This is a genomic window from Paraburkholderia sp. UCT31 (genome assembly GCF_014397655.1).
Lineage (GTDB): Bacteria > Pseudomonadota > Gammaproteobacteria > Burkholderiales > Burkholderiaceae > Paraburkholderia > Paraburkholderia tuberum.
Window position 1 is genome coordinate 55,542 of record NZ_VZQP01000020.1, and the last position, 19,831, is coordinate 75,372.

16 protein-coding genes are annotated in these 19,831 nt (G+C 65.6%); 10 read left to right on the plus strand and 6 right to left on the minus strand.

Annotated elements, in window-relative coordinates:
• The first annotated feature begins 45 nt into the window (after positions 1 to 45).
• The 5 genes from F6X40_RS18525 (at position 46) to F6X40_RS18545 (ending at position 4,854) form a co-directional block, all read left to right on the plus strand.
• Positions 46 to 1,797, plus strand: a complete 1,752-nt coding sequence (locus tag F6X40_RS18525) for an ABC transporter ATP-binding protein/permease (RefSeq protein WP_184070622.1) — start codon at positions 46 to 48, stop codon at positions 1,795 to 1,797.
• A complete protein-coding gene (locus tag F6X40_RS18530) occupies positions 1,794 to 2,597 on the plus strand; it encodes an SDR family NAD(P)-dependent oxidoreductase (RefSeq protein WP_187628802.1) in 804 nt (267 codons plus the stop codon). Before F6X40_RS18525 ends, F6X40_RS18530 begins: the two co-directional genes overlap by 4 nt.
• 205 nt (positions 2,598 to 2,802) lie before the next feature.
• Complete coding sequence (locus tag F6X40_RS18535) at positions 2,803 to 3,276, plus strand: hypothetical protein (RefSeq protein WP_187628803.1); 474 nt, start codon at positions 2,803 to 2,805, stop codon at positions 3,274 to 3,276.
• A 64-nt stretch (positions 3,277 to 3,340) separates the two neighbouring features.
• The gene (locus F6X40_RS18540) at positions 3,341 to 4,009 is read left to right on the plus strand and encodes a hypothetical protein (protein ID WP_187628804.1); all 669 of its coding nucleotides are present in this window, start codon (positions 3,341 to 3,343) and stop codon (positions 4,007 to 4,009) included.
• A gap of 101 nt (positions 4,010 to 4,110) precedes the next feature.
• Entirely contained in the window at positions 4,111 to 4,854 is a 744-nt protein-coding gene (locus F6X40_RS18545; protein ID WP_184070628.1) for a response regulator, read from the plus strand.
• A 94-nt stretch (positions 4,855 to 4,948) separates the two neighbouring features.
• Here the strand turns inward: F6X40_RS18545 and F6X40_RS18550 are convergent, their stop codons facing one another.
• From F6X40_RS18550 to F6X40_RS18560, 3 genes are all read right to left on the minus strand, one after another.
• Complete coding sequence (locus F6X40_RS18550; protein WP_184035706.1) at positions 4,949 to 5,620, minus strand: flagellar basal body L-ring protein FlgH; 672 nt, start codon at positions 5,618 to 5,620, stop codon at positions 4,949 to 4,951.
• Between the two features lie 121 nt (positions 5,621 to 5,741).
• Entirely contained in the window at positions 5,742 to 6,455 is a 714-nt protein-coding gene (locus F6X40_RS18555) for a hypothetical protein (RefSeq protein WP_187628805.1), read from the minus strand.
• Positions 6,456 to 6,458: 3 nt separating this feature from the next.
• Positions 6,459 to 6,617 (minus strand): DUF6726 family protein, encoded by a 159-nt coding sequence (locus F6X40_RS18560; protein ID WP_041734448.1) that lies wholly within the window; start codon positions 6,615 to 6,617, stop codon positions 6,459 to 6,461.
• Positions 6,618 to 6,699: 82 nt separating this feature from the next.
• Between F6X40_RS18560 and F6X40_RS18565 the strand changes: the two genes are divergently transcribed.
• From F6X40_RS18565 to F6X40_RS18575, 3 genes are all read left to right on the plus strand, one after another.
• Positions 6,700 to 7,137 carry a hypothetical protein gene (locus tag F6X40_RS18565; protein WP_187628806.1) on the plus strand — a complete coding sequence of 146 codons (438 nt, stop codon included), beginning with the start codon at positions 6,700 to 6,702 and terminating at the stop codon, positions 7,135 to 7,137.
• 119 nt (positions 7,138 to 7,256) lie between these two features.
• Positions 7,257 to 7,997 carry a response regulator gene (locus F6X40_RS18570; RefSeq protein WP_187628807.1) on the plus strand — a complete coding sequence of 247 codons (741 nt, stop codon included), beginning with the start codon at positions 7,257 to 7,259 and terminating at the stop codon, positions 7,995 to 7,997.
• Entirely contained in the window at positions 7,994 to 9,301 is a 1,308-nt protein-coding gene (locus F6X40_RS18575) for an ATP-binding protein (protein ID WP_187628808.1), read from the plus strand. Before F6X40_RS18570 ends, F6X40_RS18575 begins: the two co-directional genes overlap by 4 nt.
• 192 nt (positions 9,302 to 9,493) lie before the next feature.
• On the opposite strand, the gene F6X40_RS18580 is transcribed toward F6X40_RS18575, so the two are convergent.
• The gene (locus F6X40_RS18580; protein ID WP_187628809.1) at positions 9,494 to 10,369 is read right to left on the minus strand and encodes a tyrosine-protein phosphatase; all 876 of its coding nucleotides are present in this window, start codon (positions 10,367 to 10,369) and stop codon (positions 9,494 to 9,496) included.
• 354 nt (positions 10,370 to 10,723) lie between these two features.
• Between F6X40_RS18580 and F6X40_RS18585 the strand changes: the two genes are divergently transcribed.
• Together F6X40_RS18585 and F6X40_RS18590 are read left to right on the plus strand one after the other, a co-directional pair.
• Entirely contained in the window at positions 10,724 to 11,983 is a 1,260-nt protein-coding gene (locus F6X40_RS18585; protein ID WP_187628810.1) for an MFS transporter, read from the plus strand.
• 27 nt (positions 11,984 to 12,010) lie between these two features.
• On the plus strand, positions 12,011 to 13,276 hold the full coding sequence (locus F6X40_RS18590; protein ID WP_187628811.1) for a D-amino acid dehydrogenase: 1,266 nt from the start codon (positions 12,011 to 12,013) through the stop codon (positions 13,274 to 13,276).
• 197 nt (positions 13,277 to 13,473) lie between these two features.
• Here the strand turns inward: F6X40_RS18590 and F6X40_RS18595 are convergent, their stop codons facing one another.
• Together F6X40_RS18595 and F6X40_RS18600 are read right to left on the minus strand one after the other, a co-directional pair.
• Positions 13,474 to 14,943 carry a glutamate synthase subunit beta gene (locus F6X40_RS18595; RefSeq protein ID WP_184035664.1) on the minus strand — a complete coding sequence of 490 codons (1,470 nt, stop codon included), beginning with the start codon at positions 14,941 to 14,943 and terminating at the stop codon, positions 13,474 to 13,476.
• Between the two features lie 104 nt (positions 14,944 to 15,047).
• Entirely contained in the window at positions 15,048 to 19,751 is a 4,704-nt protein-coding gene (locus F6X40_RS18600) for a glutamate synthase-related protein (protein ID WP_187628812.1), read from the minus strand.
• Between the last annotated feature and the right edge of the window lie 80 nt (positions 19,752 to 19,831).

The following is a 19,831-nucleotide window of genomic DNA, read 5'->3' on the forward strand; positions in this document are numbered from 1 at the left end:
GTACGCCGGAATGGCACTTCGGGTCAGCACTTCATCAGGACGCTCATGACACCACATACTTCCGCCAGCCCTGCGCTGCCGCCCGACGAAAAGGTCTCCGCGTGGACCCTGATCAAGCCCTACTGGGTTTCCGAGGAACGAGGCATCGCGTGGGGGCTGCTCGTCACGATCATCGTGATGAACCTGCTCGTCGTCTGGATCAACGTGCGCCTGAATAGCTGGAGCAGGGACTTCTACAACGCGCTGCAGGCGAAGAACGTCCACGACTTCCCGCACCTGCTGATGATCTTTACCGGACTCGCGTTCGGTTTCATCATCCTCGCCGTGTATGGACGCTATCTGCGCCAGATGCTCGGCTTCCGCTGGCGCCAGTGGCTGACCACCCGCTACCTGAACGAGTGGCTCGACGACAGCGCGTTCTACCGCATCGAGCGCGACCGCCTCGCCGACAACCCCGACCAGCGGATCAGCGACGACCTGCAGTCGTTCGCGACCACCACGCTGTCGCTGACGCTCGATCTGCTGTCGACCGTCGTCACGCTCGTGTCGTTCATCACGATCCTGTGGTCGCTCGCGGGCGCGTTGAGCATCTCGCTCGGCGGCATGCCGCTGCAGATCCCCGGCTACATGGTGTGGGCCGCCGCGCTGTATGCGGTGGTCGGCTCGCTCATCACGCAGAAGGTCGGCCATCCGCTCGTGTCGATCAACTATCAGGCGCAGAAAGTCGAGGCCGATTTCCGTTTCGGCTTGATCCGGCTGCGTGAGAATGCCGAGCAGATCGCGTTCTACAACGGCATGGAAACCGAGAAGACGAACGCGCGCACGCTGTTCGGCCGCATCCGCGACAACTGGTGGCAGGTGATGAAGTACACGAAGCGCCTGACCTTCGTGCTGAGCTTCTACGGTCAGATCGCGATCATTTTCCCGATCGTCGTCGCCTCGCCGCGCTACTTCGCGGGCGCGTTCACGTTCGGCGTGCTGATGCAGATTTCGAGCGCGTTCGGCACGGTCAGCGATTCGTTCTCGTGGTTCATCAACAGTTATACGAGCCTCGTCGAATGGCGCGCGACCGTGAACCGGTTGCGCGAATTCAAGCGCGTCGTGCATTCGCCGCGTCTGAAGGAATCGGTGTCGCCGGCCACGGAACATGGCGGCATCAATCTGCATTTCGTCGACAGCAACACGCTTACCACCGACAGCCTCCAGCTCGCGCTGCCCAATGGCAACCCACTGTCGCGCATCCGCGATATCGCGATCCGGCCGGGCTCGCGCTGGCTCGTGCGCGGTCCGTCGGGCGCCGGCAAGAGCACGCTGATGCGCGCGCTCGCGGGCCTGTGGCCGTTCGGCGACGGCTCGATCGACGCACCGGTCAACGCGCGCATGATGTTCATCCCGCAGGTCAGCTACATGCCGATCGGCACGCTGAAGGCGGCGCTCGCGTATCCGTCGGCGGCGGACACATATAGCGACGACGAATGTCGCGACGCGCTCATCACCTGCCATCTGTCGGAATACGCGGACCGTCTGCAGGAAGCGGCGCACTGGACTCGCGTGCTGTCGCCGGGTGAGCAGCAGCGCTTCGCCGCCGCGCGCGTGCTGCTGCACAAGCCGGACTACCTGTTCCTCGACGAAGCGACCAGCGCGCTCGACGCGGAAAACGAGTCGCGGCTCTATCGGCTGTTCACCGAGCGGTTGCCGAAGGCTGCGATCGTCAGCGTCGCGCATCGCGAATCGCTCGCAGCGTTCCATGACGAAACGCTCGACGTCGAGCGTTCTGTCGAAGCGGTAGCGGCGTGAGCGACGCGAGCGGCGCTCACGTCAGCGAAGCGCACGGCACCGCCGCTCGCATCGTGCTGATCACCGGCGCCGGTTCCGGCATCGGCGCGGCGCTCGCACGGCGCCTCGCGGCGCCGCATACGTCGTTGATGCTGCACGCGCGCGGCGCAGACGACGCCTCCCGTCGACGGCTCGTGCAGGTTGCCGCCGACTGCACGGCAAGCGGCGCACGCTGCGCGACCGTGTTCGGCGACCTCGCCGAGCGCGGCGCGGCGGAGCACGTGATCCATCAGACGCTCGCGAGCTTCGGCGCGCTCGATCAACTGGTCGCGAACGCCGGCCATGCGCAGCGCCAAACGCTGGCCGCGCTCGATCCCGACACCTTCGGCGCCGCCTTCGCCGCGATGCCAGCCGCCTTCGCCGCGCTCGTGCGGCGCGCGATGCCCGCGCTCGAAACATCGAAGCGCGGTCGCGTGGTCGCCTTGAGTTCGTTCGTCGCGCATCGCTATCGCGCGGATGCGCCATTCGCCGCGACGGCGGCCGCGAAAGCGGCACTCGAAGCGCTTGCGAAAACGGCGGCCGCGGAGCTCGCGCCGCTCGGCGTGACCGTCAATTGCGTGGCGCCGGGCTACACGCGCAAGGATCGCGGCCCAAGCGCGGACAACGCGGCCGTGTGGGCGCACGCCGCCGAAGCCACGCCGCTCGGTCACGTCGCCGAACCGGACGACGTCGCCGCGCTGATCGCATTCCTGCTGTCCGACGCGGCACGCCACATCACCGGCCAGGTGATTCACATCGATGGCGGCTTGACGCTCGGTTAAGCCTCGCCTGCGCGCCGGCACCTCCGGGCGCAACATCCGGAAAGACACGAGAAGAGTTCGGAAGCATTTGCGGAGCGCGCAAGCTGTTCCGCGCTTTGAAAATGCCTGCGAGCAGCGACGATAGTCGTACGGGCCGCGCCATGCGCCGGCCGTCGTTGATGTCAGTCACGTCTTTCATCGCAACCGCTCTTCGGACTCCTCGCCCATGTCATTCGCTCGCCGTGTTTCACCTTTGCTCCCGTCTTTGCTCCCGCGCATCGCGCTCGCCTGCGGCGCGGCGCTGCTGCTCACGAACGCCGTCGATGCTGCGCAAACGACCGGGCCGAACCAACCCGCCGATATCTGCGCGGCGCTCACGCACATCGTCGATGCGAGCGATTTCCGGCGACTGCCGGGCGAGGCCGCCGCGCAACTGCCGGGCGTCTCCCATCCCGACGATTGCCGCGCCAGCACGCACGCGTACGACTGCCACTGGCGCGCGCACTGGCAAGCCGACGGCGTCATCAACGATCCGCTCGAAGAACTCGGCGCCGACATCGCCGCCTGCTTTCCGCGCGTCGTGCACGACGTCAACACACCCGTGCGCCAGCATTTCGTCGTGACCACCGACGCCCGCCGCATGAACGTCACCGCGAGCGTGCAAGGTCAGAACGAACTGCGACTGCGCGTGACGCGCTGAGCGCGCGGCCGTCGCTGCTTTTGATGCTCCATCGCATTTCGTGACCGGAATCGGGCGCTGCCTCATGACCTCGTCGCCGACCGTGCGCGCGCCAGCGGCAACCAAGCATTCGCGCCTGTGTCTGGTCGCCTCGCTGATATGCCGGCGTCGTTGCGCCCTCGCCGCCTTCGCCGCGACGCTGACGCTCGCGCTCGACGGCTGCGCCTGGACGCTGATCCAGGCCGCCGACGCCACCGGCTCCGTCATCCAGGCCGGCTACGCGATCGCGTCGAACTACTCGTCGCCGACCTTCGTCAACGGCCGGCCCGCGGATTTGCAGCAGGTCTGCATCGAAGTGAACCCGACAGTGTCGGTCGGCGATTTCGTGCCGGCGCTGCAGCTCGCGCTCGAGCGGCGCGGTATTCGTTCGGACGTCTACAATCCGGGCACCTCGCCGGCCGGCTGCGAAGCGCGGCTCGTCTACAACGCCGCGATCGACTATGGCCGCCGCTCGTTCAGCGACGAATCGATCCAGTACCTGTCGATCATCGATCTGACGCTGATCCAGAGTGGCCGCATTCTGGTCACCGCGCGCTATCAGACCGGCGGCCTGAACGCCGACCGTTTTTCGTCGGCCTCGGTCAAGCTCGGCGGACTGATCGAGCGGATGGTGGTCGATCGGACCGATTTCCCGCGTCAAGCGCAGCAACAGCAGACCCTGCAAACCTCGCAGGCCTTCCCGCCGCCCCACTGAGTGCTCGCGGCCTTGCTTTCGCTTGCAGCGCCTTACACGGGAAAGGATTGGAAAGCGGTATACGCTTTGCGCGGCCCGTGCGCATCACTAAGATGACCTGAATGAACCAGACCATCCTGATCGTCGATGACGATCCCGTCGTACGCGAGCTCGTCAGCGAATATCTGCACGGCCGCGGCTTCAAGGTCGCCATGCTGGAAAATGGCTTGGCGTTGCAGCGCAGATTGCAACAGGAGCGTCCCGCGCTCGTCGTGCTCGACATCATGATGCCGGAGCTCGACGGCATCAGCGCGCTGCGCGCCTTGCGTGTCGCCGGCGACGACATTCCCGTGATCCTGCTGACCGCGCGCGCCGATCCGATCGATCGCGTGATCGGCCTCGAACTCGGCGCCGACGACTATCTCGGCAAGCCTTTCGAACCGAGCGAGCTCGTCGCGCGGATTCGCACCGTGCTGCGGCGTCGCGGCTCGATCGCGCCGGGCGCGCCCGAACAGCGCGCGCCCTATCATTTCGGCCGCTTCGAAGTGAACTTCCCCGCGCGCGAACTGCGCCGCGACGGCGAACGCATCACGCTGCGTTCGAGCGAATTCGCGATGCTGAAGGTGTTCGTCACGCATGCGATGACCGTGCTCACGCGCGCGCAACTGCTCGAAAAACTGCACGGCAATAGCGAAGCGCATCGCAACCGCAGTCTCGACGTTTCGATCTGGCGCTTGCGTCGATTGATCGAAGTGGACCCGTCGGAACCGCGCTACGTGCAGACGGTGTGGGGACGCGGCTACGTGTTCGTGCCGGACGGCGAGATCGGCGCGGCCGAACGCGGGCTTGCGCCGCCGCTCGGTTAGCGGCGCCTGATGGTCGAAGCCGGTTGATGCGGCCCACGCGTCGCACGTAACGCGCAGCGCGGTGTCGCGCGCACCGCGCTGACCCGGCTGACGGTCAAAACGTCAGCACACTCAGAAACATCCTCTGCAGCCAGCCCATCGTCGTCGCATCGTTGACCATGCCGAGGCCCGCCTGCTCGATGCGCGCGTTCGCGACCTTGCTCGACGCGACGTAATTGCCTGCTTCGATGTCCTTGGGATTGACGATGCCCGAGAGTCGAAGACGGTCGCGGGTCCCGCTCATCGCGATCACCTTCTCGCCTGACACGACGAGATTGCCGCCCGACACCGTGCCGATCACGGTCACGGCTAGCGTGCCCGTCATGTCGCTGATGTCGCTCAGATTGCCTTGCCCTTTGTAGTCGGTGCTGGCAGAGCCGATGTTGAACAGTTTGGCGAGTCGCGCGGCGGCATTCGTCGATTGATCCGCGGCAGTCGCGGTGATGCTGCTCGTGCGGTTCGCCGACGCGCTTGCGCTGTTGTTGCCGCTATATGATTCCGACAGCCGGATCGTCAGCACGTCGCCGACGTGCTGCGCGCGCGGCGTCTCATACAGCAGCAGCGGCGCGCCGGCCTGATAGATCGCGCCTTGCGTGTTGACGTTCAACGGCGCGGACGCGAGCGGCGGCGCCATCGGCGTTTCGACGATCGACCTGGTCTGCGCGCTCGAACAGGCCGCGAGACAGCTCGCGGCGCCGAGCACGAGGGTGAGACGTAGCGCGGTCATGCTGGCTCCGTGGCGGAAAGGATGAAAGGAGTCGAAGTGAGGCGGCCTATCCGGACACCGCCCGGTTTCGGCGTTGGGATCGCACCGGTAATCAGGGTTGCCTGGCAATCGTCAGCCCACGTCAGCCCGCATCGGCGCCGCTCGCCTGCCATTGCCGCACGAGCGCTTTCATCCACGCATCCGAGCCCTTCAGCAGATACGTGAGCGTGCCGTTGCGGCTGCCGGGCAGAAAGCACAGCGTGATCGAACTCACCGCGTTCTCCCATACGTACATCGGCATCGCCCCCGGCGCCGCCGCGTTGCGCGTCGCGAGACGCGGCGGCCCGTAACGATCCTCGAGCGCGTCGCGCAGATCCTCCGCGGTCAGCTCGTCGATCACGAACGACATCTCGTAGAGACGCAGCGCGCCCTGCCCGTCGATGCGCGCGAAGCGCATCACGTGTTCGAGCGCCGGCGCACCATCGACCACGGCCTGCGACACCGCCCAGCGTTCATCATCGCGATGCGCCCAGCGGCACGCGACGCTCAGGCTATCGTGCGACTTCAGCCGCATGCCGAGCGCTCCGGCCTGCACGTCCGTCTCGCAGATCGGCACGCTGCCGACCGGCGTCGCGCGCACGGTCGAGCCCGCGCGGAATTCGTCGATCGTGATGCCGAGCGCGACGCCGCGAAACGAAAACGGCGCGTCCGGCGAGCGCCGCCGCGTGTCGGTGACGACGCTATTCGATGCCGCGCTGGCCGCCTTCGCACTGCGCGCGACGAGCTGTGCATGCGCGGCGCACGACAGCACGCCGCCGAGCAGCATCAGTGCACCAACCACCCGGGTAAGCGTCATGATTCAATCGATCGCGGAAGCGCACATGTCGAACGGCGTCGCCGCCGCATGGCCGACCACCGGCAGCACTTTCAGGGTCGCCGCCGTGACCCGGCACGGCAGCGCCGCGGCGCCGCAGCCGCCGAGCGGCAACAGCAGCGCGCCGGCAACGAGCCACGCCACGGCGCGCCGCCGCTGCTCAGTAGTTCTGGATAACGGCACGCGGACCTCGCCGATTCACGCAGTCGTGTTGACCAGATGGCCGATGAGCCCCGTGCCCGGCGCAGGCAGTGCAGGCTGCCCGAGCCCGGCGCTCTGCTGCGATTTCGCCGCTGCGCCCGTGGAGCTTGAACTGGCGGACTTCTCCGTGGCCGGCTTATTTGCCAGCGAGGAGAAAGGCGTGGAACCGAGCGTATTTTGGATCGTCATGATGGACCTCGCGAAGGCGCGCATTGCGCACCGGTATCGGTTGAACGCCGCGCGCCGTCGTCCGAGGCAGCGGGCCTCGTTCGGCGTGCGGCGCGACTTGCTGCGGAACGAATCATCGCGCCGCGCGGGTGCCGACGATGGGCGAAGCAAAGCACGCTTTCGCGCTGTTGTTACGATCCGTTCCGTGGGCTTGCGAGAGCTTTCGAGTGCTTGCCAACTGTTGTCATCGCGTGCCTGTCGTCGCGCAGAGCCGGATCAGGCAGTGCTAAAGTAAGCGCTGCACCTTCGCTGATCCGCCCCCGGCGCGAGCCCGCCAGCACCGAGCGGCGCACAGTAAGCGTTGGTAAGGAAATGCCCGGTCGCGCGTCGGGCGGGCCAGTCTAGAATTTCGCCATGAATCCACAGGTCCTTATCGTCGACGACGATCCGGTCGTACGCGATCTGCTTTGCAAGTTTCTGCAGTCGAACGGCTTCGATGCGTCCGTGCTGCATGACGGCACCCATTTGCAGCGTCGTCTCGAGCGTGAGCGGCCGTCGGTCGTCGTGCTCGACATCATGATGCCGAACACCGACGGCCTGCGCGCGCTCACCGCGTTGCGCACCGCCGGCGACGACATCCCGGTGATCTTCGTGACCGCGCGCGGCACGGTGGCCGACCGCATCGTCGGCCTGTCGCTCGGCGCGGACGACTATCTGATCAAGCCGTTCGATCCGCGCGAACTGCTCGTGCGGATCCAGACCGTGTTGCGCCGGCGCGGGCCGTCCACCACGAGCGCGCCCGAAGCACGCAAGCGCTATCGCTTCGGTCCATTCGAACTGGACTTCGCCACGCGCTCGCTGACCCGCGACGACGCCAAGCTGCCGCTGCGCGACAGCGAATTCGCGCTGCTGAAGATCTTCGTCAACAATCCGTACAAGGTGCTGTCGCGCGTGCTGATTCACGATCTCGTGCATCGCGACAACCTCGCGTTCCGCGACCGTAGCCTCGACGTACCGATCTGGCGCCTGCGCCGCGTGATCGAGGACGACCCGTCGAACCCGTGCTACGTGCAAACGGTGCGCGGCAAGGGCTACGTGTTCGTGCCCGACGCCAACGGCACACCCTTCGAGGACGGGGCCGCCCCGAGCGCATGAGAAATCCGCTGAACACGCTGTTCGGCAGAATGGCGTTGCTGTCGGCGGCGGTGCTGTTCGCGATTCAGGCGAGCTGGTTCGTGCTGGTGACGATGCAGCCGCCGCGCCACGAAATCGACGGCTTCGCGCGCGGCATTCTGCTCGTGCTGCAGGCGATCAACGGCGAGCCGATCAAGGGCGCCGCGCTCGCGCCGGCGATGCGCGTGCATCTGGTGCCCACCTGGAACATGCCGACCAGCGTGCATCTGCGCGAGCCGCACGAGCATATGGTGGTCGAACTGAGCCGGCACCTGCGTGAGAACCTGCCGGCCGGCACGCAGATCGCCGTCGACGATCTGCGTCCGCCGCAACTGTGGGTGCTGGTCCCGGGCAAGTCGAACTGGGTCGTCGTGCCGGTCGACCTGCCGCCGCCGCCGCGCTTTCTGATCGAATCGGTGTCGATGCTGGTCGCCGGGCTGATCCTGTCGTTGTTCGCGGTGTGGCAGATGCAACGGCCGTTGTCGCGCGTGGCCGATGCGTCGCGCGCGTTCGGCTCGGGCGGCCGGCCCCAACCCGTGCCGGTGCAGGGACCGCGCGAGCTGCGTGAGCTGATCGGCTCATTCAACGACATGATGCGGCGCCTGAACGAAGCCGGCGACGACCAGGCGGTGATGCTCGCCGGCGTCGCGCACGATCTGAAGGCGCCGCTCACGCGCCTGAAGCTGCGCGCAAGCGTGCTGGTCGACGAAAACGAGCGCGCGGGCCTGATCCGCGACGTCGATTCCCTGACCAACATCGTCCAGCAGTTCCTCGAATTCGCGGGCCAATCGGCGGACGCCGGACCGCCCGTGGAAGTCGACGAGTTCTTGCGCGAGCAGTTTTCCTCGGGCGATTACGCGGAGGCCGCTGAAACCGCCGAAGCGGCGGACCCCGCCGAAACCCCGCTGTTCGCGCTCGATCTGCGCGCCGGCCCCTCGTTCACGCTGCCGCGCACGCTGCTCGACCGGCTCGTGACGAACCTCGTCGACAACGCGCTCGAACACGGCATGCCGCCGGTGGAAATCTCGACCGCGTACAGCGACCGTCATTGGACGATCAGCGTGCGCGACCACGGCGCCGGCATTCCCGACGACCGCATTGCCGCGGCGATGAAGCCGTTCGTGCGGCTCGACGCCGCGCGCGGCGGCGAAGGCCATTGCGGGCTCGGTCTCGCGATCGTCGCGCGGCTCGCGCACGATCGCGGTGGACGCTGCCTCGTGCGAAATCACGCGCAGGGTGGGCTCGAAGTACGGATCGAATTGCCGGTGGACCCGGCGCTGTCGTAAGGATGCTCGCAGGCAAACGCGGCGCGCACCGGACACTTACCTGCCCTTACCGCATCGACTGTCGCGCGGGGTGCGGCCTTATAGTCACCCCCGGCAACCTCGATGCAGCCCTTCCCGGTCCGCCCGCACCTCTGCGGCGGACTTTTTTTTTGCGCTGTAAGGAAGGCCACCAAAGCGCGCCAGCGAAGCGCGTCAATGCACGAGCCGATTGCGCAGCGCGTCGACCGTCGCCGTGGAAAGACCGAGGCCTTGCGTCAGGTAGCTCGCCATCGTGCCGTAGCTCGCCTGCACCTGGTCGAAGCCCGCCTGCAGATAATTCTCGTCGACGCCGAGCAATGGCGCTCTCGCCGTCGCGATGGCCGCGCCTTCCTGCGCGCGCAGCGTGGTGGTTTGCGCGGCGATCGATGGCGCGAGATAGACGTTGCTGAGCAGGTAGTCCTGCATGATCACGTCGAGCGGAACGTTGGCGATGCTGAGCAGCAGCGCCGCGACCCAGCCCGCGCGATCCTTGCCCGCGTTCGAGTGGAATAGCTGCGCGCCCGTGCCGTCGGCGAGCGCGCCGAGCAGCGCGCCATAGGCGGCTCGCTGCGGGCCGCCCGTCACATACGCGCGCGCCTGCGCCTGCATGAACGCGACGGCGTCGACGGGAGAATCGACCGGGGGCGCGACGAAGTCGTTCGTGCCGAGCACGTTCAGCGTCGAGGATGTCGCGCCGCTCGGCAGCACGTCGGCGGTGCGTGCGATTTCGGCGGGCGTGCGCAGGTCGTAGACCGACACGATACCGAGCTTGTCGACGGTCGCCGTGTCGGTGCCGCTCAGCGTCAGCGCGTTCGCGCGATAGAACACGCCGCGCCGCATCTGTTTACCGTCGACGGTCAGATAGCCGGCACCCGCGCCGCCGACATCGCGGAAGTTGCTGACCGACACGAGCCGCGGCGTAGCCGGCTGATCGGCTTCGAGACTACCGCCGCAGGCGGACAGCAGCGTGCTGCCGAAACCCGCGGCCAGCATCGCACCGGCCGAGCCCCTCAGAAAGCGTCGCCGCGCCGCCGACGCTTCGCCGGGCATGCCGCGCTCCACGGGCACGGTCGTGCTCGCAAGGGCGCGGAAAGGCGAACGGTTTTTCGCGGTAACGGACATCGGGGGCGACAGGTGTATAGGAGGATTGCGTGGGGCAGCCGGGGCTGCAGACGCAGTTTAACGTTGACCAGGAAGTTTTGCGTTACATCGTAGGGGTTAGTAAGAAAAAAGAGGGACGGTTGGCCCACTGATTTCCGTTCCCTTGCGGTGCCTTATCGGCCGTTACCGCGCGCACGCCCTTTTTGACCCCAACTGGCCTCACGACGCCGCATCCCCGTAGAATACGGACACCCTCCCATCCGGCCCCCGCAGGCACAAGAAACCTGGAGACCACAACAAAACATGTCTTCTCTCCAATGGTTCACCGAGCTGACCCCGCGCGAGCGTCGCACGCTATTCGCCGGTTTCGGCGGATACGCGATCGACGCGTTCGACTTCATGATCTACTCGTTCCTCATTCCGACGCTGATCGCGACGTGGGGCATGAGCAAAAGCGAAGCAGGCATGATCGCCACCAGCTCGCTGATTTCGTCGGCGATCGGCGGCTGGCTCGCCGGCATTCTTGCCGATCGCCACGGCCGCATCCGTGTATTGCAATGGACGATCGCCACCTTCGCGATCTTCACGTTCCTGTCCGGCTTCACGCAGTCGTTCTGGCAGTTGCTCGCCACGCGTACGCTGCAGGGCATCGGCTTCGGCGGTGAGTGGTCGGTCGTGACGATCATGATGGCCGAGACGATCCGCTCGCCACAGCATCGCGCAAAGGCGGTCGGCACCGTGCAGAGCAGCTGGTCGTTCGGCTGGGCGGCCGCGGCGATCGTCTACTGGGCGGCGTTCGCGCTGCTGCCGGAACAGTACGCGTGGCGCGCGTGCTTCTGGGTTGGCCTGCTGCCCGCCGCATGGATCATCTATATCCGCCGCAACGTCAGCGACCCCGACATCTTTCTCGCGACGCGTCGCGCGCGCGAAAGCGGCATCAACACGTCGCACTTCATGCAGATCTTCTCAGCCGCGCATCTGAAGACAACTGTGCTCGGCAGCGCGCTGTGCACCGGCATGCTCGGCGGCTACTACGCGATCACGACGTGGCTGCCCACCTATCTGAAGACGGAGCGCCATCTGTCGGTGTTCAATACAAGCGGCTATCTGATCGTGCTGATCGTCGGTTCGTTCGCCGGCTATATCGTCGGCGCGATTCTGTGCGACAGGATCGGCCGGCGCGCGTCGTTCGTGCTGTTCGCGGTCGGCTCGTTCGTGCTCGGCATGGTCTACACGATGCTGCCGATCACCGACACGATGATGCTCGCGCTCGGCTTCCCGCTCGGCATCGTCGTGCAGGGGATTTTCGCGGGCATCGGCGCGTATCTGTCGGAGCTGTATCCGAACGAAATCCGCGGCTCGGGGCAAGGCTTCTGCTACAACCTCGGGCGCGGGCTCGGCTCGTTCTTTCCGATACTCGTCGGCACCTTCGCGCAGACGCTGACGCTCGTGAAGGCGATGGGCATCGTCGCGGGCTCGGGGTATCTGCTCGTGATCGTCGCCGCGTTGTGCCTGCCGGAAACGAAGGGCAAGGTGCTGGGGGCGGCCGGCTCCGCCGCTTGAGATCGTCTGACACCGCAGTTCCCAATCATGAAAACGATCGTACTCGGCGGCGGCGTCATCGGCGTCGCCACTGCTTTTTATCTGTGCCAGCAAGGCTGCGACGTGACGGTGATCGAGCGCGAACCCGACGTCGCCCTGTCCACGAGTTTCGGCAACGCCGGCGTGATCGCGCCGGGCTACGTGACGCCATGGGCCGCGCCCGGCATGCCGGCGAAAATCCTCAAGTACCTGTTCAAGCCGGCCTCGCCGCTGATCTTCCGGCCGACGCTCGATCCGGCCCAATGGCGCTGGATCGCGCGCTGGCTGCGCGAGTGCGACCTCGACCGCTTTCGCGTGAACAAGCAGCGTATGCAGCGCATCGCGTACTACAGCCGCGCTTGCCTGCACGAATTCCGCGGCCGTCATCCGTTCGACTACGGCCGCAGCCAGGGCTATCTGCAACTGTTTCGCAGCGAGTACGACGTCGAACTCGCGCAGCCGGCGCTCGCGGTGCTGCGCGATGCGGGCATCGTGCATCGGGAGGTCAGCGCCGCGCAGTGCGCGGAGATCGAGCCGGGTCTGCACTGGGCGCGTCAGGCGCCGTTCTCGGGCCTCTATCTGCCCGACGACGAAGCCGGCGACTGCGCGCGCTTCACCCGCGAACTGCGCGCGATCTGCGAACGCAATGGCGTGAGCTTTCGCTTCGACACGCGCGTCACGTCGCTCGATGTCGAGGGAGCGACGGTGCGCGGCGTGCGTATTCAAAGCGAGCAGGGCGCGCAGACGCTGCCGGCCGACGCGGTGGTCGTCGCGCTCGGCGTTGATAGCGCGGCGCTGCTCGCGCCGCTCGGCGTGAAGGTGCCGCTCTATCCGGTGAAGGGCTATTCGGCCACGCTGCCTGTGACCGACGAGGAAAAAGCGCCACGGGCGGCACTGATGGACGAATCGCTGAAGACGGCGATCACGCGCTTCGGCAACAACTTGCGCATCGCGGGTACGGCGGAGCTCGGCAATCGCCAGACGACGTTGCGCGAGCAGGCGCTGCAAACGCTGCTCACGGTGCTGCGCGACTGGTTTCCGCACGCGGCCAATCCGACTTCCGCTCACTTCTGGGTCGGCCGCCGGCCGATGACGCCCGATGGCGCGCCGCTGCTCGGCCCGTGCAACATCGACAACTTATGGCTGAACCTCGGGCACGGCTCGACGGGCTGGGCGATGTCGATGGGCTCGGCGCGCGTGGTCGCGGATCTGATCGCGCAGCGCAAACCGGAGATCGATCTCGACGGTCTGACGCTCGCGCGCTATCGCCAATGAGGCGGACATAACGCACCGCGACGAGGCAAAAGAAAACCGGGCTCCCCCTTTCAGGCGAGCCCGGTTTCTTTTTTACTGCATTGCTTTCCCGCTACAGGTGCCCTTCATGGGGCGCCTTGTCGTCTCCACGTCTTCCTGCAAATCGTGGCCGGCGCGCGCGGCCTGGAACGCCAGGCACGTACACCGGCTGAAGACGCTTAACGCGGCAGTTCCGAATGCCCCATCAGGAACGCATCGACCGAACGTGCGCACTGACGGCCTTCGCGAATCGCCCACACCACGAGCGACTGGCCACGGCGCATGTCGCCTGCCGTGAACACCTTGTTCACCGACGTGTAGTACGCCTTGTCGCCCTCGGTCGTGGCGCGCACGTTGCCGCGCGCATCCTTGTCGACGCCGAACGCTTCGAGCACCGGCGACACCGGCTGCGTGAAGCCCATCGCGAGCAGCACGAGGTCGGCCTTCATTTCGAATTCGGAGTTCGGCACTTCGACCATTTTGCCGTCCTTCCATTCGACGCGCGCGGCGATCAGCTTCTCGACCTTGCCGTTCTTGCCTTCGAGACGCTTGGTCGCGACCGCCCAGTCGCGCTCGCAGCCTTCCTCATGCGACGACGACGTGCGCAGCTTGATCGGCCAGTACGGCCATACGAGCGGCTTGTTCTCTTCTTCCGGCGGCTGCGGCAGCAGTTCGAACTGCGTGACGCTCTTCGCGCCGTGACGGTTCGACGTGCCCACGCAGTCGGAACCGGTATCGCCGCCGCCGATCACGACGACGTGCTTGCCCTTCGCGACGAGCTGGTTCGGCACTTTGTCGCCGGCGTTGACCTTGTTCTGCTGCGGCAGGAATTCCATCGCGTAATACACGCCTTCGAGCTCGCGGCCCGGCACCGGCAGATCGCGCGGCGTTTCGGAACCACCGGCGATCACGACCGCGTCGAACTGTTCGTTCAGTTCGGCCGGCGTGATGGTTTCCTTCGCCGTGTTGCCGATGTGCGCCGGCAGCGAGTCCGGCTTGCCGATGAACACGTTGGTGCGGAACGTCACGCCTTCGCCTTCCATCTGGCGCATGCGGCGGTCGATCTGCCACTTCTCCAGTTTGAAGTCGGGGATGCCATAACGCAGCAGGCCGCCGATCCGGTCGTTCTTCTCGAACACGGTCACGTCATGACCGGCGCGCGCGAGCTGCTGCGCGGCCGCGAGACCCGCGGGGCCCGAGCCGACCACGGCGACCTTCTTGCCGGTCTTGTGCTTCGGCGTTTGCGGCGCGACCCAGCCTTCGGTCCAGGCTTTGTCGATGATCGCGTGCTCGATCGACTTGATGCCGACCGGGTCGTCGTTGATGCCGAGCGTGCACGCAGCTTCGCACGGTGCCGGGCAGATGCGGCCCGTGAACTCGGGGAAGTTGTTGGTCGAATGCAGCACTTCGATCGCGTTCTTCCAGTCCTGACGGAACACCAGGTCGTTGAAGTCCGGGATGATGTTGTTGACCGGGCAGCCGCTGTTGCAGAACGGAATGCCGCAGTCCATGCAACGCGCGCCTTGAATCTTCGCTTCGTCGTCGGTCAGTGCCGCGACGAATTCCTTGTAGTGCTTCACACGCGTGAGCGGAGCCTCGTACGTCTCGTGGCGACGTTCGAACTCGAGAAAACCGGTTGCCTTGCCCATGTGGTTCTCTTCTCTATCTGTATCTAGGGGTAATCTGGACCCGCCGCGCGTCGATTGGTCGGAACGCGGCGGGTACGTCTAAAGTTGACTTCCGTGAAGGCAGCTCAGGCGGCGAGCACTTCGCTGTTCGCCTTCTTCGCGGCGAGTTCGCCGAGCGCGCGCTTGTATTCGGTCGGGAACACCTTCACGAACTGACGGCGTGCCGCGTCCCAGTTTTCGAGCAGCGCCTTCGCGCGCGGAGAGCCCGTGAACTGGAAGTGACGCTCGATGAGCCCCTTGAGCAGCGCTTCGTCGGTCGTGCCGCGATGCCACACGCCCTGATCGACCGTGCGCTCCTGTTCGGCCTGTTGCAGCACCGGTTCGAGCGCGACCATCGACTTGTTGCACTTGCTCGCGAACATGCCGTCCGGATCGAACACGTACGCGATGCCGCCCGACATACCGGCCGCGAAGTTACGGCCCGTCTCGCCGAGCACGACGACCGTGCCGCCCGTCATGTATTCGCAACCGTGGTCGCCCGTGCCTTCGACGACCGCCGTCGCGCCCGAGTTACGCACGCAGAATCGCTCGCCGGCCACGCCGCGGAAGAAGGCTTCGCCTTCGATCGCGCCGTACATCACCGTGTTGCCGCAGATGATGTTCTCTTCCGACTTGCCGCGGAAATCGTTGGTCGGACGGATGATGATGCGGCCGCCCGACAGGCCCTTGCCCACGTAGTCGTTGCCGTCGCCGACCAGATCCAGCGTGATGCCCTTCGCGAGGAACGCGCCGAAGCTCTGACCCGCGGTGCCCTTCAACTGGATGTGGATCGCGTCGTCCGCGAGTCCTTCGTGGCCGTACTTCTTCGCGATCGTGCCCGACAGCATCGCGCCGACCGTGCGGTTCACGTTGCGCACCGGCTGGATGAACGACACGTGCTCGCCTTTCTCGATCGCGGCCTTCGCCTTCTCGATCAGCGTGTGGTCGAGCGCGCGGTCGAGGCCGTGATCCTGCACGTCGACGTGCTTGCGCGCGACTTCCGCAGGCACTTGCGGCTGGTAGAACACACGCGAGAAGTCGAGGCCTTTCGCCTTCCAGTGCTCGATACCCTTCTTCGTGTCGAGCAGTTCCGCGCGACCGATCAGGTCGTCGAACTTGCGGATACCGAGTTGCGCCATGATTTCGCGCGCCTCTTCCGCAATGAAGAAGAAGAAGTTCACGACGTGTTCCGGCTGGCCCTGGAACTTCGCGCGCAGCACCGGATCTTGCGTCGCGACGCCGACCGGGCACGTGTTCAGATGGCACTTGCGCATCATGATGCAGCCTTCGACGACGAGCGGCGCCGTCGCGAAGCCGAACTCGTCAGCGCCGAGCAGCGCGCCGATCACGACGTCGCGGCCGGTCTTCATCTGACCGTCGGCCTGCACGCGGATACGGCCGCGCAGCCGGTTCAGCACCAGCGTCTGCTGCGTTTCGGCGAGACCCAGTTCCCACGGCGTGCCCGCATGCTTGATCGACGACAGCGGCGATGCCCCCGTGCCGCCGTCATGACCGGCGATCACGACGTGGTCGGCCTTCGCCTTCGCGACACCCGCGGCAACCGTACCGACGCCCGACTCCGACACGAGCTTCACCGAGATGCTCGACGACGCGTTCACGTTCTTCAGATCGTGAATCAGCTGCGCCAGATCTTCGATCGAGTAGATGTCGTGGTGCGGCGGCGGCGAAATCAGGCCGACGCCCGGCACCGAGTACCGCAGCTTGCCGATGTAGTCCGACACCTTGTGACCCGGCAGCTGACCGCCTTCGCCCGGCTTCGCGCCCTGCGCCATCTTGATCTGGATCTGGTCGGCCGACGCGAGGTACTCCGCCGTCACGCCGAAGCGGCCCGACGCGACCTGCTTGATGCGCGAGCGCAGCGAATCGCCTTCCTTCAACGGAATGTCGACGACCACTTCGTCGCCGATCACGGACTTCATCGTGTCGCCGTTCTTGATCGGAATGCCGCGCAGTTCGTTGCGATAACGGTTCGCGTCTTCACCGCCTTCACCGGTGTTCGACTTGCCGCCGATGCGGTTCATCGCGACGGCGAGCGTGGCGTGCGCTTCGGTGCTGATCGAGCCCATCGACATTGCGCCGGTCGCGAAACGCTTGACGATTTCCTTCGCCGGTTCGACTTCGTCGAGCGGGATCGCCTTGGTCGGATCGAGCTTGAATTCGAACAGGCCGCGGAAGGTCATGTGGCGCTTGGTCTGATCGTTGATCAGATGCGCGTATTCCTTGTACGTCTGGTACGAGTTGCTGCGCGCCGAGTGCTGCAGCTTGGCGATCGCATCCGGCGTCCACATGTGTTCTTCGCCGCGCACGCGGTACGCGTACTCGCCGCCCGCGTCGAGCATGTTCGCGAGGACCGGGTTGTCGCCGAATGCTTCGCGATGCAGTCGGATCGCTTCTTCCGCGACGTCGAACAGACCAATGCCGCCGACTTTCGACGACGTGCCGTGGAAGTACTTCGACACCAGATCTGCGGCGAGACCGACCGCTTCGAAAATCTGCGCGCCGGTGTACGACATGTAGGTCGAAATACCCATCTTCGACATGACCTTCTGCAGGCCCTTGCCGACTGCCTTCGTGAAGTTGTAGACCGCCTTCTCCGCCGACAGGTCGCCCTTCAGGCCGGCCGCGAGCTGGCTCAGCGTTTCCATCGCGAGGTACGGGTGCACGGCTTCCGCGCCATAGCCCGCGAGCAGCGCGAAGTGGTGCGTTTCACGCGCCGAACCGGTTTCGACGACGAGACCCGTACTCGTGCGCAGACCCTGCTGCACGAGGTGCGTGTGGATCGCGGCCGTAGCGAGCAGCGCCGGAATCGCGACGTTGTCGCGGTCGGTCTTGCGGTCCGACACGATCAGCATGTTGTAGCCGGACTTGACCGCATCGACGGCTTCCGCGCACAGCGACGCAAGGCGTGCCTCGATGCCTTCCTTGCCCCAGGCGACCGGATAGCAGATGTTCAGTTCGTACGAGCTGAACTTGCCGCCCGTGTACTGATCGATCGCGCGGATCTTCGCGATGTCCTTGAAGTCGAGCACCGGCTGCGACACTTCGAGACGCATCGGCGGGTTGATATTGTTCGTGTCGAGCAGGTTCGGCTTCGGGCCGATGAACGACACGAGCGACATCACCATGTTTTCACGGATCGGGTCGATCGGCGGGTTCGTGACCTGCGCGAACAGCTGCTTGAAGTAGTGATAGAGCGTCTTGTTCTTGTTGGACATGACCGCGAGCGGCGAGTCGTTGCCCATCGAGCCGACGGCTTCCTCGCCCGCTTGCGCCATCGGCGCCATCAGGAACTTCAGGTCTTCCTGGGTGTAGCCGAACGCCTGCTGGCGATCCAGCAGCGCAGCAGCTTCGCGGCGTTCCGTCACGACGTCTTCGGCCTTCGCCTCGATCTCGTCGAGCTTGATGCGCACGGCGTCGATCCAGCTCTTGTACGGCTTGGCGTTCGCGAGGTTGTCCTTCAGTTCCTTGTCGTCGATGATGCGGCCGTGCTCCATGTCGATCAGGAACATCTTGCCCGGCTGCAGACGCCACTTCTTGACGATTTTCGACTCGGAAATAGGCAACGTGCCGGCTTCCGACGCCATGATGACGAGGTCGTCGTCGGTGACGATGTAGCGCGCCGGGCGCAGACCGTTACGGTCGAGCGTCGCGCCGATCTGGCGGCCGTCGGTGAACGCGATGGCGGCGGGGCCGTCCCACGGCTCCATCATGGCGGCGTGGTATTCGTAGAACGCGCGGCGATTTTCGTCCATCAGCGTGTGCTGTTCCCAGGCTTCCGGAATCATCATCATCATCGCGTGGACGAGCGGGTAGCCGGCCATCACCAGCAGTTCGAGACAGTTGTCGAACGATGCCGTATCCGATTGGCCCGGATAGATCAGCGGCCACAGCTTCGGCAGATCGTCGCCGAGTACGTGCGAGGCGATCGCGCCGGTACGCGCGTTCAGCCAGTTGACGTTGCCCTTCACCGTGTTGATTTCGCCGTTGTGGGCGATCATGCGGTACGGGTGAGCCAGTTCCCACGCCGGGAACGTGTTGGTCGAGAAGCGCTGGTGCACGAGTGCGAGCGCCGAGATGGTGCGGTCGTCCTGCAGGTCGCGGTAGTACACGCCGACCTGGCCCGCCAGCAGCAGACCCTTGTAGACGACCGTGCGCGCCGACATCGACGGCACGAAGTATTCCTTGCCGTGCTTGAGCTTCAGCGCCTGGATGCGATGGCTCGCGGTCTTGCGGATGATGTACAGCTTCCGCTCGAGCGCGTCGGTCACCATGATGTCCTTGCCGCGGCCGATAAAGATCTGGCGGATCAGCGGCTCGCTCGCCTTCACGGTCGGCGAGATCGGCATGGCGTGGTCGACCGGCACGTCGCGCCAGCCGAGCACGACCTGACCCTCGGCCTTCACCGTGCGCTCGAGCTCCTGTTCGCAGGCGATGCGCGACGCGTGCTCCTTCGGCAGGAAAATCATGCCGACGCCGTATTCGCCAGCCGGCGGCAGCGTCACGCCCTGCCGGGCCATCTCTTCGCGATAGAAGCCGTCCGGAATCTGGATCAGGATGCCCGCGCCGTCGCCCATCAGCGGATCGGCGCCGACGGCGCCCCGGTGATCGAGGTTCTCGAGAATCTTCAGGCCCTGCTGGATGATTTCGTGACTCTTGTGGCCCTTGATATGGGCGACGAAGCCGACGCCGCAGGCATCATGCTCGTTTTGCGGGTCGTACAGACCTTGGGCGGCGGGAACCGGGTGAATCGGTTGCTGGTGATCGTTCATGGGGACACCGTCTGTGAGGAGGCCGGACAGGCCGTTAAACCATTGTGCTTTTGCCGCAGTGCGCTTCGCGACCACGACGG